Raw genomic sequence first — 15688 nt, forward strand, 5'->3', positions numbered from 1 at the left:
AGGCACGCCGCCAGCGTTCGTCCTGAGCCAGGATCAAACTCTCCAAGAAAGTTGATTAGCTCATTTTGTTACGTTGGCTTAGTTTCTTAATTGAAACTAAAATTTTTGTTTGTTTGCACGATTTTGTTTGTTTAGTTTTCAAAGGACAATTTCTCTATCGCCCGTAAGCGACTTAATTAATATACCATCTGATGAAATTAAAGTCAACAGTTTTTCTATCTTTTTTACTATGAACAATATAATAACTCTTTCTTACTATTACATCTCTATTTTATAATTCATGCACATAAGAAAAGGAGCACATTTATTGTGTGCCCCCTCTACTTTTTTATTCTACATCCTCGTTTGTTTCAACCTCATGATTTTCTTCAGGAGAGTCTCCTTCAGCTTCATTAGGATTATTTTCAAGGTTTTCTTCCTCTTCTTCTTTCTCTACTTTTGCCACAGTGGCAACAAATTCATCTTCGCTTTCCTTCATACTAATGAGCTTTACACCTTGAGTATTACGTCCCATTTTAGAAATACTGCCAACATCCATTCGGATGAGGACACCACCTGTGGTAATAAGCATCAGGTCCTCTTCACCTGTTACCGCACGCATCGAAACAAGGTCGCCATTTTTTTCTGTAACGTGGCAGGTTTTAATCCCTTTACCGCCTCTGCCTTGGATCCGGTATTCTTCCGCTTTGGTACGTTTACCATAACCATTTTTCGTTACAATTAACACATCATTCGTTTCCTCTAATACTTCCATTCCGACAACTTCATCGTCACTATCGAGCGTAATGCCTTTTACGCCAGTGGCTGTTCGTCCCATTGATCGAACATCTGTTTCCGGGAAACGAATCAGCATACCCTTCTTTGTACCGATAATCATATGCTTTGTGCCATCAGTTAAGCGGGCAGAGATTAGTTCATCCCCTTCACGCAAACTTAGAGCAATAAGGCCGTTGTTGCGGATATGTGCAAACGATGTTAACGGAGACCGTTTTGAAATCCCTTCTTTGGTCGTAAAGAATAAGAACCAATCATCTACAAATTCCTCAACAGGAATGATTGCATTGACCCATTCACCCTTTTCGACACCAAGGAGATTGATAATTGGTATCCCTTTCGCTGTTCGGCTGTATTCAGGTATTTCATAGCCTTTAGAACGGTATACCTTACCTTTATTTGTAAAGAAAAGAATCGTATCATGTGTTGAAGTGGTGATCAAGTGTTCAACAAAGTCATCCTCGTTTGTACCCATTCCTTGGATTCCCCGTCCGCCTCGTCTTTGGGCACGATAGGTGGAAACAGGGAGACGTTTAACATAACCGTTATGGGTTAAAGAAATAACGATATTCTCACGAGGAATTAGATCTTCATCCTCAATATTTTCAATTCCGCCAGTTACGATTTCTGTCCGGCGCTTATCATTAAAACGCTCTTTGATTTCAGTCATTTCTTCGCGGATAATTTCAAAAACCTTTTCCTCATCCGCTAAAATTGCCTTTAATTCAGCGATTAGCTTCACAAGGTTTTGATATTCTTCTTCAATCTTTTCTCTTTCCAAGCCAGTTAAACGCTGCAGACGCATATCCAGAATGGCCTGAGCTTGCTTTTCAGAAAGATTAAAGGTAGTCATTAAGCCTTCACGAGCGATGTCTGTCGTTTGTGAGCTGCGGATTAAACTAATAACTTCATCAAGATGATCCAATGCAATTCTTAAACCATCTAAAATGTGGGCACGCGCTTCTGCTTTACGTAATTCAAACTCAGTCCTTCTACGAATGACTACTACTTGATGATCTAAGTAATGCACTAAGCATTGCTTGAGAGACAACACCTTTGGATGTCCATTTACTAGGGCTAAGGTGTTAATTCCAAAGCTGGTTTGAAGTGCTGTATGTTTATATAAATTATTTAAAAGGACGTTGGCATTCGCATCTTTACGAACCTCAATAACAATCCGCATTCCTTTACGATCGGATTCATCTCTTAGGTCGGTAATACCTTCAATTTTTTTATCACGGGCTAATTCAGCGATTTTTTCAACCAATCTCGCTTTGTTCACTTGGTATGGTAATTCATTAACAATGATAACTTCTTTACCATTTGCCTTTTGTTCGATTACAACTTTTGCACGAACTGTTATTGATCCTCTGCCCGTTTCATACGCTTTACGAATACCGCTCCGGCCTAAGATGATTCCACCTGTTGGGAAATCTGGACCTGGGATAATTTCCATAAGCTCCTGCGTCGAAATTTCAGGGTCACGACTAAGCGCTAACACAGCATCAATCACTTCGCCAAGCTGGTGCGGAGGGATATTGGTCGCCATACCAACGGCAATCCCGGTCGACCCATTGACTAAAAGGTTAGGGAACCTGGCCGGTAATACAACAGGCTCTCTTTCTTCGCCATCATAGTTGTCTTGATAATCAATGGTATCTTTGTTTATATCTCTTAATAATTCCATCGAGATTTTAGACATTCTTGATTCTGTATAACGCATTGCTGCCGCTGAGTCACCATCGACAGAACCGAAGTTTCCATGCCCATCTACAAGCATATACCGATAGTTGAAGTCCTGTGCCATCCGAACCATTGTTTCATAAACGGCAGAGTCACCATGCGGGTGATACTTACCGATAACATCCCCAACGATACGGGCAGATTTTTTATATGGTTTATCTGAATGCATACCAAGATCATGCATAGCATATAGAATCCGGCGATGAACTGGTTTCAACCCATCCCGAACATCTGGAAGGGCACGTGAAACGATAACGCTCATCGCATAGTCAAGAAAGGAAGCTTTCATTTCTTTACTAATATTAATCTCTGTTACTTGAGAATTTGGGGTTTCAGCCATACTTATTTCCTCCTTTCACCTTTTCTTTATATATCTAAATTCTTCACGTATTGAGCATTCGCCTCAATGAAATTACGACGTGGTTCTACTTTTTCACCCATTAACATATCAAAGGTTTCGTCTGCTTCGATCGCATCTTCAAGACTTACCTGGAGCATACTTCTATGTTCAGGATCCATTGTTGTTTCCCATAATTGTTCAGGATTCATCTCACCTAAACCTTTATACCGTTGGATATTCGGTTTTGGAGTAGCTGGGAGCATGGCAAATATCCGTTCAAGTTCTTTATCATTATAGGCGTACTCAATTCGTTTACCTTGTTGAACCTTATAAAGCGGCGGCTGGGCAATATAAATATAACCGGCTTCTAAGATTTTTCTCATAAAACGGTAAAAGAACGTTAAGAGAAGCGTCCGAATATGGGCACCATCCACATCAGCATCGGTCATAATGACAATTTTATGATAACGGGCTTTAGCAATATCAAAATCTTCACCAATGCCTGTTCCAATCGCTGTAATCATCGCCCTAACTTCATTGTTAGAAAGGATTCTATCGAGCCGGGCTTTTTCCACATTAAGAATTTTCCCTCGAAGTGGCAGTATCGCTTGGAAATGGCGATCACGACCTTGCTTTGCCGATCCGCCAGCGGAATCACCCTCTACGATATACATTTCACTTTCAGCCGGATCCTTCGAAGAACAGTCAGCCAATTTCCCAGGTAAACTAGAAACCTCTAAAGCACTTTTTCGGCGTGTTAATTCCCTAGCTTTCTTTGCAGCAAGCCTTGCACGTGCTGCCATTAAGCCTTTTTCGACAATTTTTTTAGCAACTGATGGATTTTCCAACATGAACTTATCAAAGGTACTTGCAAAAACGGTATCAGTGATCGTTCTCACTTCAGAATTCCCTAATTTAGTCTTTGTTTGTCCTTCAAATTGGGGATCAGGATGTTTAATCGAGACGATCGCCGTGATACCTTCACGAACATCTTCACCAGAAAGATTGGTATCATTCTCCTTGATTAAACTATTTTTCCGTGCGTAATCATTTATAACCCTTGTTAACGCAGTCTTAAAACCGGATTCATGCGTTCCACCTTCATAGGTGTGGATATTATTTGCGAAAGAGTAAATGTTATCAGTATACCCCTCGTTATATTGGAGTGCGACTTCAACACTAATGCCGTCACGCTCTCCTTCCATGTAAATCGGTTCTTCATGAATCACTTCTTTTGTGCGGTTTAAATGCTCAACATATGATTTAATTCCGCCTTCGTAGTAGTATTCATTGCGTTTATTTTCAACACGCTTATCCTCAATCGTGATCTTTATTCCCCTGTTAAGGAAGGCAAGTTCACGAAGTCTAGTGGCTAGAATGTCATATTCATATACTAATGTTTCTGTAAAAATCTCACCATCTGGTTTAAAGTGCGTAACTGTACCCGTGATATCAGTCGTTCCAATGACCTCTAATTCTTGAACTACCGCGCCGCGTTCAAATTTGATTGAGTAGATTTGACCATCTCTGTGTACATATACTTCAAGTTCCGTAGAGAGGGCATTAACTACTGACGCACCTACACCATGCAGTCCACCGGATACCTTATATCCTCCGCCGCCGAATTTACCGCCGGCGTGCAGCACAGTCATAATGACTTCAACCGCTGGTCTACCCATTTTTTCCTGAATTCCAACTGGGATTCCACGGCCATTATCCTTTACCGTGATGCTGTTGTCTTCTTCAATAATGACATTGATTTCATCACAGAAACCAGCCAGCGCCTCGTCAATACTGTTATCAACAATTTCCCAAACAAGATGATGAAGACCTTTACCACTTGTTGAACCAATATACATACCGGGTCTTTTTCGAACAGCTTCAAGTCCTTCAAGAACCTGTATCTGATCCGCACCATATGCTTCTTCGACTGCTTTTTGTTCCAAAGTCATGCTTGTTCACCTGCACCTTCTGACAAAAGTATATCTATATCGTTAATTAAAAAATAAATAATAAATATCAAAATTCATGTATATTCATTTGAGTTGATCGTTTCTTTAAAGTTCCTGAAGAAATCGGGGATAAGTATACATTGTCAAATGTAATAATGACTGATTTAAAGGGGTTTTTCGATAGATTGATTACCTTTTCTTTACGTTGACTGATGAACTCCTCTACAAGCGGCGAGTTGTTTGCACTCTCTTTATCCAAGATAGAAATAATATCTCTTGCCCTAATATTAATATCTTCCCCGATATGGATATACATGGTTCACCTCAATGAATTTTCTTTATGGCACCAGCTTCAACAATAAATGTGGAAGCTTCCCTTAATGTTTGATGGTCAATTCCCTCGACACTTGTGGTAGTCACGAAGGTTTGAACCCTTCCTTGGATGGTATTAAGCAAGTGAGACTGCCGATAGTCATCTAATTCCGATAAAACATCATCTAGCAGTAAAATGGGATATTCACCAATTTCAGCAGAAATCAATTCAATTTCAGCAAGCTTTACTGAAAGTGCTGTGGTACGCTGCTGACCTTGTGATCCAAATGTTTGAACGTCTCTACCGTTCACATAAAAAAGCAGATCATCACGATGGGGACCGAAAAGCGTAGTACCTCGCTCAATTTCCCTTGTTCTAACCTTGCTGAATTTTTCTTCAAAGCATGCTATCATCTTCGACAAATTTTGATCTTCTAATACCTCTACTGACGGTTTATAGGTAATTTCGAGCGTTTCCAAGCCTCTTGAAATCCCTTGATGGATCGGTTTTGCCCAATTCTGAAGTAAGCGCAGGAATTCAAACCTTTTCGCCACAATTTTCACAGCCATCTGGATAAATTGTTCCGTTAATATCTCAAGCATGGTCTGATCGGTCTGTTTTCTGATCTGTAACATTTTCAAAAAATGATTACGCTGCTGGAGAATTTTTTGATATTGACTCATATCATGTAAATAAATGGGCGATACCTGTCCAATTTCCATATCAATAAATCGCCTTCGGACCTGCGGGCTGCCTTTCACTAAGTTAAGGTCCTCAGGAGCAAACATAACCACATTCATATTGCCTACATATTGACTTAATTTTTGCTGCTCAATATGATTGCATTTTGCTTTTTTGCCCTTTTTAGAAATAATTAATTGCAGCGGCAATGAGCTGTGTTGTTTTTGAACCCTACCCTCTATTTTAGCATACTCTTGGTCCCAGCGAATAAGTTCTTTATCATTGGAGGTCCGGTGCGACTTCGCCATGGCCAAAACATAAATAGATTCCATGACGTTTGTTTTACCTTGGGCGTTTTCACCCAGGATGACATTTACTTTATTTTCAAATTCTACGAACAATTCTTCGTAGTTTCGATAATTTGTTAGCGCTAATTTTTCGATATACATGCAAACGACATCCTTTAGCCTTGCTACTCGGTAATTATTTTGATAATTACTCGGTAATTACAAACTCCCCAAAACCAGCAATTTGGATTTTGTCACCGGTGCGCAGCTTTCTTCCTCTTCTTTGATCTTGTTCGCCATTAATCAATATATCATGTTCACTTAAAAACCATTTTGCCATGCCGCCTGATTGTATTACTTCAGCCAATTTAAGAAATTGACCCAGCGTAATAAATTCAGTATCGATCTTAATTTTTTCAGGCAAATCGTCACCCTCGTTTCTAAAATGGTCTCAATACTTTATTTTACTAAATATTTCACAGAGATACAAAGGAAACTAAAAGAAAGCCACCAATGTGTGGTGGCATATGGATTTAGGCTCTTTAAATTTAGTATGTTCGAACGGGTAATATTAATTGCAAAATCGTTTCATCATGAAGCGGGCGAATGACGAACGGGCGCATGGCTCCAGTAAAGCTTACCTTTACATCTGTTCCTTCAAGTGCCTTTAATGCATCCATCATATATTTAGCACTAAAAGAAATCTTTAATTCTTCACCCTCGATGGCTTCGCTTTGAATTTCCTCTACTACCTTCCCAACCTCAGGAGTGTTTGAAGAAATTTCAATAATTCCGCCTTCAATTATCGAAAATTTGACAACATTGTTTCTTCCTTCTCTTGCTAGTAAGGAGGCCCGATCAATCGCATGTAAAAATTCCTTTGTATTTACCGTCACATCCGTTTTACTTTCATTAGGAATTAAACGAGAGGTATCCGGATAATTTCCTTCTAACAATCTTGAGAAAAATAATAAGTGCTTAGCTTTAAATAATATTTGATTCTCGGTAATAACAATATCAATTAAGTCATGGCTGTCATCAATAATTTTACTCAACTCATTCAAGCTTTTCCCTGGAATGACCACATTATAATTTTCATTGTTCGCTATTTCGATCTTCGCCTTTCGAAGCGCGAGACGGTGGCTATCTGTTGCAATACAGTTTAGTTCCCCGTTTTCAACCTTCCAGTTTACACCTGTCAAGATGGGGCGTGTTTCTGAGGTGGACACTGCAAAATGAGTTTGGCGAATCATCGCTTTTAAAAGATCTGTTGCAATATGAAATTTATTATTTTCTTCGATCTGTGGAAGGTGAGGATACTCTTCAGCATCCAGGCCAATCAAGTTAAATTCAGATTTTCCAGAACGAATGACCGTTTGAAGAGAGCCTAAGACTTCAATTTCAACCGAATCAGTCGGGAGCTTTTTGACAATTTCACTAAATACTTTTGCTTGGAGAACGATGGCTCCTGCTTGTCTCAATTCAATAATTTCATCACCGGCATCCTCTTTTGGAATAAAAGATTCAATGGAAATATCGGAATCACTTCCTGTTAGGGTAACACCCTCTGATGTAGCTGTGATTTTAATTCCGGTTAAGATAGGGATTGTTGTTCTTGTAGTGACAGCCTTCATAACGTCTTGAACACTCTGAACTAACCGATCTCTTTGGATGATAAATTTCATCGCATGTAATCCTCCGTTTTAAGCATATTTTTTATAGCAATAACATAATATATTTTTTTAAAAAAAAGAGTAGAAGTACTAGTAGGGCCTGTTGATATGTGGATAACCGAATTATTTCAACGGAAACACAGCCTATCCACATGTGGACAGACTGTGTGTAAATGCAAAGAAGTTATTCACATATTTGAAAGAAAAAAACACCAATAACTGCCTAAACTTTTAATAGTTCATGCAGTTCTTTCATTTGCCTTTGCAGCTGGGCATCGGTCTGAAGAAGTTTGGAAATTTTCTCATGAGCATGTATAACAGTCGTATGATCGCGGCCCCCAAATTCTTCTCCTATTTTTGGCAAAGAATAATCGGTTAATTCCCGTGATAGGTACATCGCAATTTGTCTAGGAAAGGCAAGCGACTTTGTCCGCTTTTTTGCCTTAAAGTCCTCGAGTTTTATACTAAAGAGTTCCCCGACAGTCTTCTGAATATCCAGAATGGTTATTACTTTAGGCTTTGAACTTGGAATAATATCTTTTAATGCCTCTGCTGCTAAATTAGCATTAATATCTTTATTGATTAAGGAAGAATAGGCGACCACTCGGATCAGTGCTCCTTCTAGCTCCCGGATGTTTGTATCAATTTGATTGGCGATATAAAGCATTACCTCGTTAGGTATATCTAATCCTTCAGCTCTAGCCTTTTTGCGAAGAATGGCAATTCTTGTTTCCAAATCGGGCGGTGTAATATCTGTAATCAATCCCCATTCAAACCGTGACCTGAGCCGGTCCTCTAACGTTGGAATTTCTCTAGGCGGCCGGTCGCTGGAGATAATAATCTGTTTGCTTTCCTCATGAAGAGCATTGAAGGTATGAAAAAATTCTTCTTGTGTTGATTCTTTTCCAGCTAAAAATTGAATATCATCTATAAGTAAAATATCGACATTTCGATATTTATTGCGGAAACTCTCTGCTTTATTATCACGAATCGAGTTAATAAATTCATTTGTAAATTTTTCTGATGATAAATAAACCACTTTTGCTGCAGGGTTATGATCTAAGACATAATGGCCAATCGCATGCATTAAGTGCGTTTTTCCTAATCCAACTCCTCCATAAATAAAGAGGGGATTGTATGCTTTGGCTGGTGCTTCGGCAACTGCCAGTGATGCAGCGTGGGCAAAACGGTTGCCTGAGCCAATAACAAACGTATCAAAAGTGTATTTCTGATTTAAAATACCCTGAGGAAATTCCCCATGGTCATCGTCCTTTTTTACCTTTTTTGGTGGCAGCAGGACATCACTTTCTCCCTCGTTTTGATTTTGCGGAATGATAAACTTAACAGAAAGCTCTTCTCCGGTAATTTCATAGAGGATCCCAGAGATTAGCTGCGAATAACGCTCTTCCAGCCAATCACGAGCAAACTCATTGGGAGCAGTGATGATTAGCAAATCGCCTTGAAGGGAATGGGCCTTGGTGGACTTAAGCCAGGTATCAAAGCTTGGTTTGCTTATTTTTTTTTCTATATTGCCTAATACAGCATGCCAAAGATCCGCAATATTCTCCAAATAATATCCCTCCTTTGTTGTTTTTTTTTTATAAAATAACGCGCTTTTCTTAATTATACCGTCAGTACAACCTATTAATTTATAAATATACGAAATAGTGAATGTGGATAATAAATAATAAGGAAGTAAAATGGAGTTTCGACAATATCCACCTCTTGTGGACAACTTTCTGCAGTACCCTCGGATAAACTATCCACATGATATCCACAAATTGTGGATAACGTATTATTGTGGATAAAGTTATTCAGAGTGAAAACACAAATATGATATCAAATAATTGCTTGATATGCAATGCCTTTTCGCAGTTTATCCACAACTGTAACAATATGTGCACAGTAATTGTCCACAAGTAGATGTTTTGTGCAAAACCTGTCAATATCTTGTGTAGAATGTGAAAAAAATGTCGAAAATTTATCCACAGGATATTCGTACCTTCCTGGGGAAAGGGCTGGATGAATTTTTGGAGTTAAAATTAACAATTCCGCTTTTATGGTTCAGATCATTTCTTATAGGTATAGAATTTCTGGAAATTAGCAAATTCATGTTCAATAAAATTTGGAAATGGAAACAATAGTGAAGAGTAGTTGACAATTTTATGGTGAGGTCTTTATAATAAGTAAGACTGTCATTTAAACTTGATAGCTATTCCTCAGGGAGGTGTCATATAATGAAAAGAACATATCAACCAAATAGCCGTAAACACAGTAAAGTTCATGGCTTCCGTAGTCGTATGAGCTCAGCTAATGGCCGTAAGGTTCTAGCTCGTCGTCGTCTAAAGGGAAGAAAAGTATTATCAGCATAGACCACTGCAAAGTCAGTGGTCTTTTTTCTAATCCGACTGAAGGTGTTTTTATGAAAAAAGAGCTGCGTATTAAAAAAAATAAAGAATTTCAAGCGGCATTTCAAAAGGGCCACTCATTTGCAAATAGGCAGTTTGTCATCTATTCATTAAAAAAAGAGGGACAAGACTATTTTCGCATTGGCCTGTCAGTGAGTAAGAAGATTGGAAATGCGGTGACAAGGAACAGAATTAAAAGGTATGTAAGACAATCCATTTTTGAACTGAACGAACAGCTAACACCAGGGAATGATTATGTGATTATTGCCAGGAAACCTGCAGCTGAAATGGATTTTTTTGAGGTGAAAAAAAGTTTGACCCATGTACTTAAGGTTGGAAAGGTTTTGAAAAAGTGACTTTAAGGATATAAGTTGCAAAGGAATTCGTTGAATATTTGCATCATATTGAAGACAATTCCTTTGCCGAAATGATAAAATACCTTTGAAATCATCCAAAATAAATTGTACATAGATTTGATTCTAGATTGTTCATTATCTTTATTGTAAGGAGGAAAATTTGGTTGAAAAAGCGAATATTACTAGGTATTGGTTTACTTTCTGTATTTATGTTCCTGACAGGATGCAGTGAAATTAAGAAGCCAATCACATCGGAGAGTTCAGGCTTTTGGAATGAGTACATTGTCTATCCTTTATCCTGGTTGATCAAAGAAGGGGCGCATATTCTCGGAGGCAGTTTTGGGTTATCGATTATTGTCGTAACCATCCTGATCCGCCTTGCGATTTTGCCGCTAATGATCAAACAGACAAGAAGTTCAAAAGCGATGCAGGCATTGCAGCCAGAAATGGCCGAATTGAAAAAGAAATATAGTTCTAAAGATCAAAAAACACAGCAAAAGCTGCAACAGGAAACCATGGCACTTTTTTCAAAACATGGTGTAAATCCAATGGCTGGCTGTTTTCCATTAATCGTACAAATGCCAATCTTAATTGGTTTTTACCATGCCATCTCACGAACAAGGGAAATTGCCAACGATAATTTCTTATGGTTTGACCTTGGTGATAAAGATCCTTACTATATTTTGCCGATAGTGGCGGGTATAACCACGTTTATTCAGCAAAAAATTATGATGGCTGGACAAGCTCAGAATCCACAAATGGCGATGATGCTTTGGATGATGCCAATCATGATTGTTGTTTTTGCTTTTAGTTTCCCTGCCGCGCTTTCGTTGTACTGGGTAGTAGGAAATATTTTTATGATTGTGCAGACCTATTTTATTAAAGGACCGGATTTGAAAATGGCAAAAGCATCCGGTAATGCGGGAGGAGCAAAAAAGTGAAACAGGTAACTGCTACAGGACAAACTGTCGAAGAAGCAGTAAAATCAGCTTTAGCTCAATTACAAACCAGCAAAGACCGCACAGATATTGACATTATTGATCAAGGGAAAAAAGGGATTTTCGGTATTTTTGGTTCACGTCCCGCTATTGTGAAGGTAACCGTCATCATTGATCCCATTGAAGAAGCAAAGAAATTTCTAACTCAAGTAAGTGAACAGATGGGAGCGCCCGCAGAAATAGAGATCAAACGCGAGGGTAAACATGTTCATTTTATTATGACTGGTGAAAAGATTGCGTTATTGATTGGCAAAAGAGGTCAAACATTAAATTCGCTTCAATATTTGACGCAATTAGTGCTAAATCGTTTTTCGAATCAGTATTTAACTGTGATCTTGGACGCGGAGGATTACCGAAAAAGAAGAAATGAAACGCTTATTCAATTAGCACATCGTCTCGCCCAAAAGGTGATTAAGTCAGGAAAAGATGTAACCTTAGAACCGATGCCTTCCTATGAGCGAAAAGTGATTCATGCTGCATTATCTGATAATAAACGCGTCAAAACACTCTCTGATGGATCGGAGCCACATCGCTATATTGTGATTACTCCAGCATCAAAAAGATAAGGATTTAACTTAAAAACAAAATCACAAAGGCATCCTATTGAATAATAGGGTGTCTTTTTTTGTCGAATTTAAAAAAAGTGAGTCTGTTGATAACATTGAATTTTTTCACATTTTTCGTTTTATTGTTATTCACATGTGGATAAGTTAAAATAATAATGAGATAGAAGTGAACTGTGGATTAATTATTTGGAAGAGGGTTTACTTTTTCCACAGAAAATGATGTGGTATTCTATTGTTTTGGAGAAAAAATCTTTTTTATATAGATGAACCGATTTTTTAATGTGAGGTGAAGGAAATGGAATCTGATACGATTGCGGCAATATCGACTCCGATGGGTGAGGGGGCGATTGCGATTGTGCGTTTGAGTGGGGATGAAGCATTCCCGATAGCAGACAAGCTATTTAGGAGTATCGGTGGGAAAAGGCTGACTGAAGCAGCAACCCATACGATCCACTATGGACACTTGATAGACCCTAATACGGGGCAAGTGGTTGAAGAGGTTATGGTGTCTGTCATGAAAGGGCCAAAAACTTTTACAAAAGAGGATGTTGTTGAAATAAACTGCCATGGCGGGATTGTTTCTGTGAATAGAGTTCTTCAGCAGGTGTTAACGAATGGAGCGAGACTCGCGGAACCGGGGGAGTTTACAAAAAGGGCGTTTTTAAATGGACGGATCGATTTATCCCAAGCTGAAGCGGTAATGGATTTAATCAGGGCAAAAACGGACCGCGCGATGAACGTTGCCTTGGGACAAATGGAAGGGCGCCTGTCGAAATTAATTCGACGACTACGGCAGGAGATTTTAGAAATCCTTGCCCATGTGGAAGTGAATATAGATTATCCAGAATATGACGATGTCGAAGAAATGACTCATAAGATGTTAGCAGAGAAGGCCCATTTTGTTCGGGAAGAGATCAAAAAGCTATTGCAAACGTCGGAACAGGGGAAAATTTTGCGAGAAGGTCTGTCTACTGCGATTGTTGGCCGTCCGAATGTAGGAAAATCCTCGTTATTAAACAGTCTAGTTCACGAAAACAAGGCGATTGTGACAGATATTCCTGGAACCACAAGGGATGTAATTGAAGAATACGTGAATGTTCGCGGTGTCCCATTGCGACTGTTGGACACGGCGGGAATTAGGGAAACTGAGGATATTGTCGAACGAATTGGAGTGGAGCGTTCCCGTCAAGTTTTACAAGACGCGGATTTGATTTTGCTTGTTTTAAATTACGCTGACAAGTTAAGCATGGAAGATGAGCAGCTTTTTGAAGTGGTTAAAGGGATGGATGTTATCGTTATCGTCAATAAAACGGATTTGCCGCAGCAAATTGACCTGGAGAAAGTGAATGAGTTAGCAAAAGAGCATAAGATTGTCACTACTTCACTCCTTGAGGACCGTGGCGTCGATGAGTTAGAGGAAGCGATTGCTTCGTTATTCTTTGCAGGCTCGATTGATGCTGGCGATATGACCTATGTTTCAAACAGTCGTCATATTGCACTATTGCACCAAAGTTTAAAGACAATCGAGGAAGCAATTGATGGGGTCGAAATGGGTACCCCTATTGATATTGTTCAAATAGATTTAACAAGAACGTGGGAATTACTTGGCGAAATCATCGGTGAGAGTGTCCACGAAAGCCTGATCGACCAACTTTTTTCACAGTTTTGCTTAGGGAAATAGAAAGAGGAGTGACAACATGCAATACGAAGCAGGAAATTATGACGTCATTGTCGTTGGAGCAGGCCATGCCGGCTGTGAAGCGGGCCTTGCGGCTGCGAGACTTGGCGCCAAAACATTAATGATTACCATCAATCTTGATATGGTTGCCTTTATGCCATGTAACCCATCCGTTGGCGGACCAGCTAAGGGGATCGTCGTTCGTGAAATAGATGCTCTGGGCGGGGAAATGGGTCGAAATATTGATAAAACCTATATCCAAATGAGAATGCTGAACACGGGTAAAGGTCCAGCTGTCCGCGCGTTAAGAGCGCAGGCTGATAAATTTGCTTACCAGCATGAAATGAAAAAAACACTAGAAGAAGAACCTAAACTAACCTTACTGCAGGGTATGGTCGAGGAACTGATTGTTGAGGATGGAGTTTCTAAAGGGGTTATCACAAAGACAGGGGCGGTCTACCGCTCAAAAACGGTCGTCATTACAACCGGAACCTATTTGCGTGGGGAAATTATCCTTGGTGAGTTGAAATATTCAAGTGGTCCAAATAATCAGCAGCCTTCGATTAAGCTGTCTGAACATTTAGAGGAGCTTGGTTTCGACCTCGTCCGTTTTAAGACTGGAACCCCGCCGCGTGTTAATAGCAATACGATTGATTATAGTAAAACAGAAATCCAGCCTGGCGACGAAGTTCCACGATCTTTTTCCTATGAAACAACGAAATATATTACGGATCAACTGCCATGCTGGTTGACCTATACAAATGAACGCACCCATCAGCTAATTGATGCCAATCTACATCGTTCTCCAATGTATTCCGGAATGATTAAAGGAACAGGACCAAGGTATTGTCCATCGATTGAAGATAAGGTTGTCCGCTTTAATGATAAGCCGCGCCATCAGATTTTCCTTGAGCCTGAAGGAAGACACACAAAGGAAGTCTATGTACAGGGTCTATCCACGAGCTTACCGGAAGATGTACAGCAGGAAATTCTTAAAACCGTTCCAGGACTTGAAAATGTGCAAATGATGAGAGCTGGATATGCGATTGAATACGATGCGATTGTGCCAACACAGTTATGGCCAACCCTGGAAACTAAAGTGGTTGAAGGACTGTATACAGCGGGTCAAATTAATGGAACATCCGGCTATGAAGAAGCAGCAGGACAAGGAATCATGGCTGGTATCAATGCAGGACTAAAAGCGATTGGCCGTGACCAGTTAATTTTAAGTCGTTCCGATGCGTATATTGGAGTTTTAATTGATGATTTGATCACTAAAGGGACAAATGAGCCCTACCGATTGTTAACGTCAAGAGCAGAGTATCGCCTACTGTTACGACATGATAATGCTGATTTGCGCTTAACTGAAATAGGCCATCAAATTGGACTGATTCGTGACGACCGATACGCACGATTTTTAGCAAAGAAAGGCGCAATTGAGGCTGAAAAGCAGCGTTTAGAGTCAACGTTCTTGAAACCGACTGCTGAGGTTCAAGAGCTGATTCGAAGCATTGGCGGCAGTGAATTAAAGGATGGAATCCGCGCTTCTGATTTATTAAAAAGACCTGAGATGAACTATGATCTGCTTGAAACCATTTTTCCTAGTGATGTCAGCCTTGATGAAGATGTGAAGGAACAGGTTGAAATCCAGTTAAAATATGAGGGCTATATTACCAAGTCACTACAACAGGTTGACCGCTTAAAGAAAATGGAAGATAAGAAAATTCCTGAGAATATTGATTATGACACGGTGTCAGGCCTTGCGACAGAAGCCAGACAGAAGCTAAAACTAGTCAAACCGCTATCAATTGCTCAGGCATCCCGGATTTCAGGGGTGAATCCAGCGGATGTTTCGATCCTGCTTGTGTACCTAGAACAAGGCAAAATAGCTAGAGTTTCAAATGAATAATAATGTGAGG

General features: G+C 39.6%; 13 protein-coding genes. 6 read left to right on the forward strand and 7 right to left on the reverse strand.

Annotated features, from left to right (window positions below):
- Positions 1-328: 328 nt before the first annotated feature.
- The 7 genes from gyrA to dnaA all read right to left on the reverse strand — a co-directional run bounded on the left by gyrA (position 329) and on the right by dnaA (position 9333).
- Positions 329-2857 carry a DNA gyrase subunit A gene (gene gyrA / locus J7E66_RS00005; protein ID WP_214997445.1) on the reverse strand — a complete coding sequence of 843 codons (2529 nt, stop codon included), beginning with the start codon at positions 2855-2857 and terminating at the stop codon, positions 329-331.
- 26 nt (positions 2858-2883) lie between these two features.
- Positions 2884-4809 (reverse strand): DNA topoisomerase (ATP-hydrolyzing) subunit B, encoded by a 1926-nt coding sequence (gene gyrB / locus J7E66_RS00010; RefSeq protein WP_374103815.1) that lies wholly within the window; start codon positions 4807-4809, stop codon positions 2884-2886.
- A gap of 67 nt (positions 4810-4876) precedes the next feature.
- A complete protein-coding gene (gene remB, locus J7E66_RS00015) occupies positions 4877-5125 on the reverse strand; it encodes an extracellular matrix regulator RemB (RefSeq protein ID WP_214997446.1) in 249 nt (82 codons plus the stop codon).
- An 8-nt stretch (positions 5126-5133) separates the two neighbouring features.
- Positions 5134-6252: a DNA replication/repair protein RecF gene (recF, locus tag J7E66_RS00020; RefSeq protein WP_214997447.1), complete on the reverse strand. Its 1119-nt coding sequence runs from the start codon at positions 6250-6252 to the stop codon at positions 5134-5136.
- A gap of 46 nt (positions 6253-6298) precedes the next feature.
- Positions 6299-6514, reverse strand: coding sequence for a S4 domain-containing protein YaaA (yaaA, locus tag J7E66_RS00025; protein ID WP_098934341.1), 216 nt, complete (start codon positions 6512-6514; stop codon positions 6299-6301).
- 124 nt (positions 6515-6638) lie between these two features.
- The gene (gene dnaN / locus J7E66_RS00030) at positions 6639-7775 is read right to left on the reverse strand and encodes a DNA polymerase III subunit beta (RefSeq protein WP_214997448.1); all 1137 of its coding nucleotides are present in this window, start codon (positions 7773-7775) and stop codon (positions 6639-6641) included.
- A gap of 211 nt (positions 7776-7986) precedes the next feature.
- Positions 7987-9333: a chromosomal replication initiator protein DnaA gene (gene dnaA / locus J7E66_RS00035; RefSeq protein WP_214997449.1), complete on the reverse strand. Its 1347-nt coding sequence runs from the start codon at positions 9331-9333 to the stop codon at positions 7987-7989.
- A 667-nt stretch (positions 9334-10000) separates the two neighbouring features.
- Between dnaA and rpmH the strand changes: the two genes are divergently transcribed.
- From rpmH to mnmG, 6 genes are all read left to right on the forward strand, one after another.
- A complete protein-coding gene (rpmH, locus tag J7E66_RS00040; RefSeq protein ID WP_035446353.1) occupies positions 10001-10135 on the forward strand; it encodes a 50S ribosomal protein L34 in 135 nt (44 codons plus the stop codon).
- A 50-nt stretch (positions 10136-10185) separates the two neighbouring features.
- Positions 10186-10527: a ribonuclease P protein component gene (gene rnpA, locus J7E66_RS00045; RefSeq protein WP_214997450.1), complete on the forward strand. Its 342-nt coding sequence runs from the start codon at positions 10186-10188 to the stop codon at positions 10525-10527.
- 164 nt (positions 10528-10691) lie between these two features.
- Positions 10692-11468 (forward strand): YidC family membrane integrase SpoIIIJ, encoded by a 777-nt coding sequence (gene spoIIIJ, locus J7E66_RS00050; RefSeq protein WP_214997451.1) that lies wholly within the window; start codon positions 10692-10694, stop codon positions 11466-11468.
- Positions 11465-12091: an RNA-binding cell elongation regulator Jag/EloR gene (gene jag / locus J7E66_RS00055; protein ID WP_214997452.1), complete on the forward strand. Its 627-nt coding sequence runs from the start codon at positions 11465-11467 to the stop codon at positions 12089-12091. Before spoIIIJ ends, jag begins: the two co-directional genes overlap by 4 nt.
- A gap of 295 nt (positions 12092-12386) precedes the next feature.
- Positions 12387-13772, forward strand: coding sequence for a tRNA uridine-5-carboxymethylaminomethyl(34) synthesis GTPase MnmE (gene mnmE / locus J7E66_RS00060; RefSeq protein WP_088084882.1), 1386 nt, complete (start codon positions 12387-12389; stop codon positions 13770-13772).
- Positions 13773-13788: 16 nt separating this feature from the next.
- Positions 13789-15678, forward strand: a complete 1890-nt coding sequence (gene mnmG, locus J7E66_RS00065) for a tRNA uridine-5-carboxymethylaminomethyl(34) synthesis enzyme MnmG (protein ID WP_214997453.1) — start codon at positions 13789-13791, stop codon at positions 15676-15678.
- Positions 15679-15688 lie beyond the last annotated feature (10 nt).

It is taken from the genome of Bacillus sp. ISL-7 (assembly GCF_018613065.1).

What these genes read in the sequence shown, in the direction of transcription:
- gyrA (WP_214997445.1), bottom strand. Translation starts at nt 2,857, where the DNA reads ATGGCTGAAACCCCAAATTCTCAAGTAACAGAGATTAATATTAGTAAA.
- mnmG (WP_214997453.1), top strand. Translation starts at nt 13,789, where the DNA reads ATGCAATACGAAGCAGGAAATTATGACGTCATTGTCGTTGGAGCAGGC.
- dnaN (WP_214997448.1), bottom strand. Translation starts at nt 7,775, where the DNA reads ATGAAATTTATCATCCAAAGAGATCGGTTAGTTCAGAGTGTTCAAGAC.
- recF (WP_214997447.1), bottom strand. Translation starts at nt 6,252, where the DNA reads ATGTATATCGAAAAATTAGCGCTAACAAATTATCGAAACTACGAAGAA.
- remB (WP_214997446.1), bottom strand. Translation starts at nt 5,125, where the DNA reads ATGTATATCCATATCGGGGAAGATATTAATATTAGGGCAAGAGATATT.
- rnpA (WP_214997450.1), top strand. Translation starts at nt 10,186, where the DNA reads ATGAAAAAAGAGCTGCGTATTAAAAAAAATAAAGAATTTCAAGCGGCA.
- mnmE (WP_088084882.1), top strand. Translation starts at nt 12,387, where the DNA reads ATGGAATCTGATACGATTGCGGCAATATCGACTCCGATGGGTGAGGGG.
- gyrB (WP_374103815.1), bottom strand. Translation starts at nt 4,809, where the DNA reads ATGACTTTGGAACAAAAAGCAGTCGAAGAAGCATATGGTGCGGATCAG.
- rpmH (WP_035446353.1), top strand. Translation starts at nt 10,001, where the DNA reads ATGAAAAGAACATATCAACCAAATAGCCGTAAACACAGTAAAGTTCAT.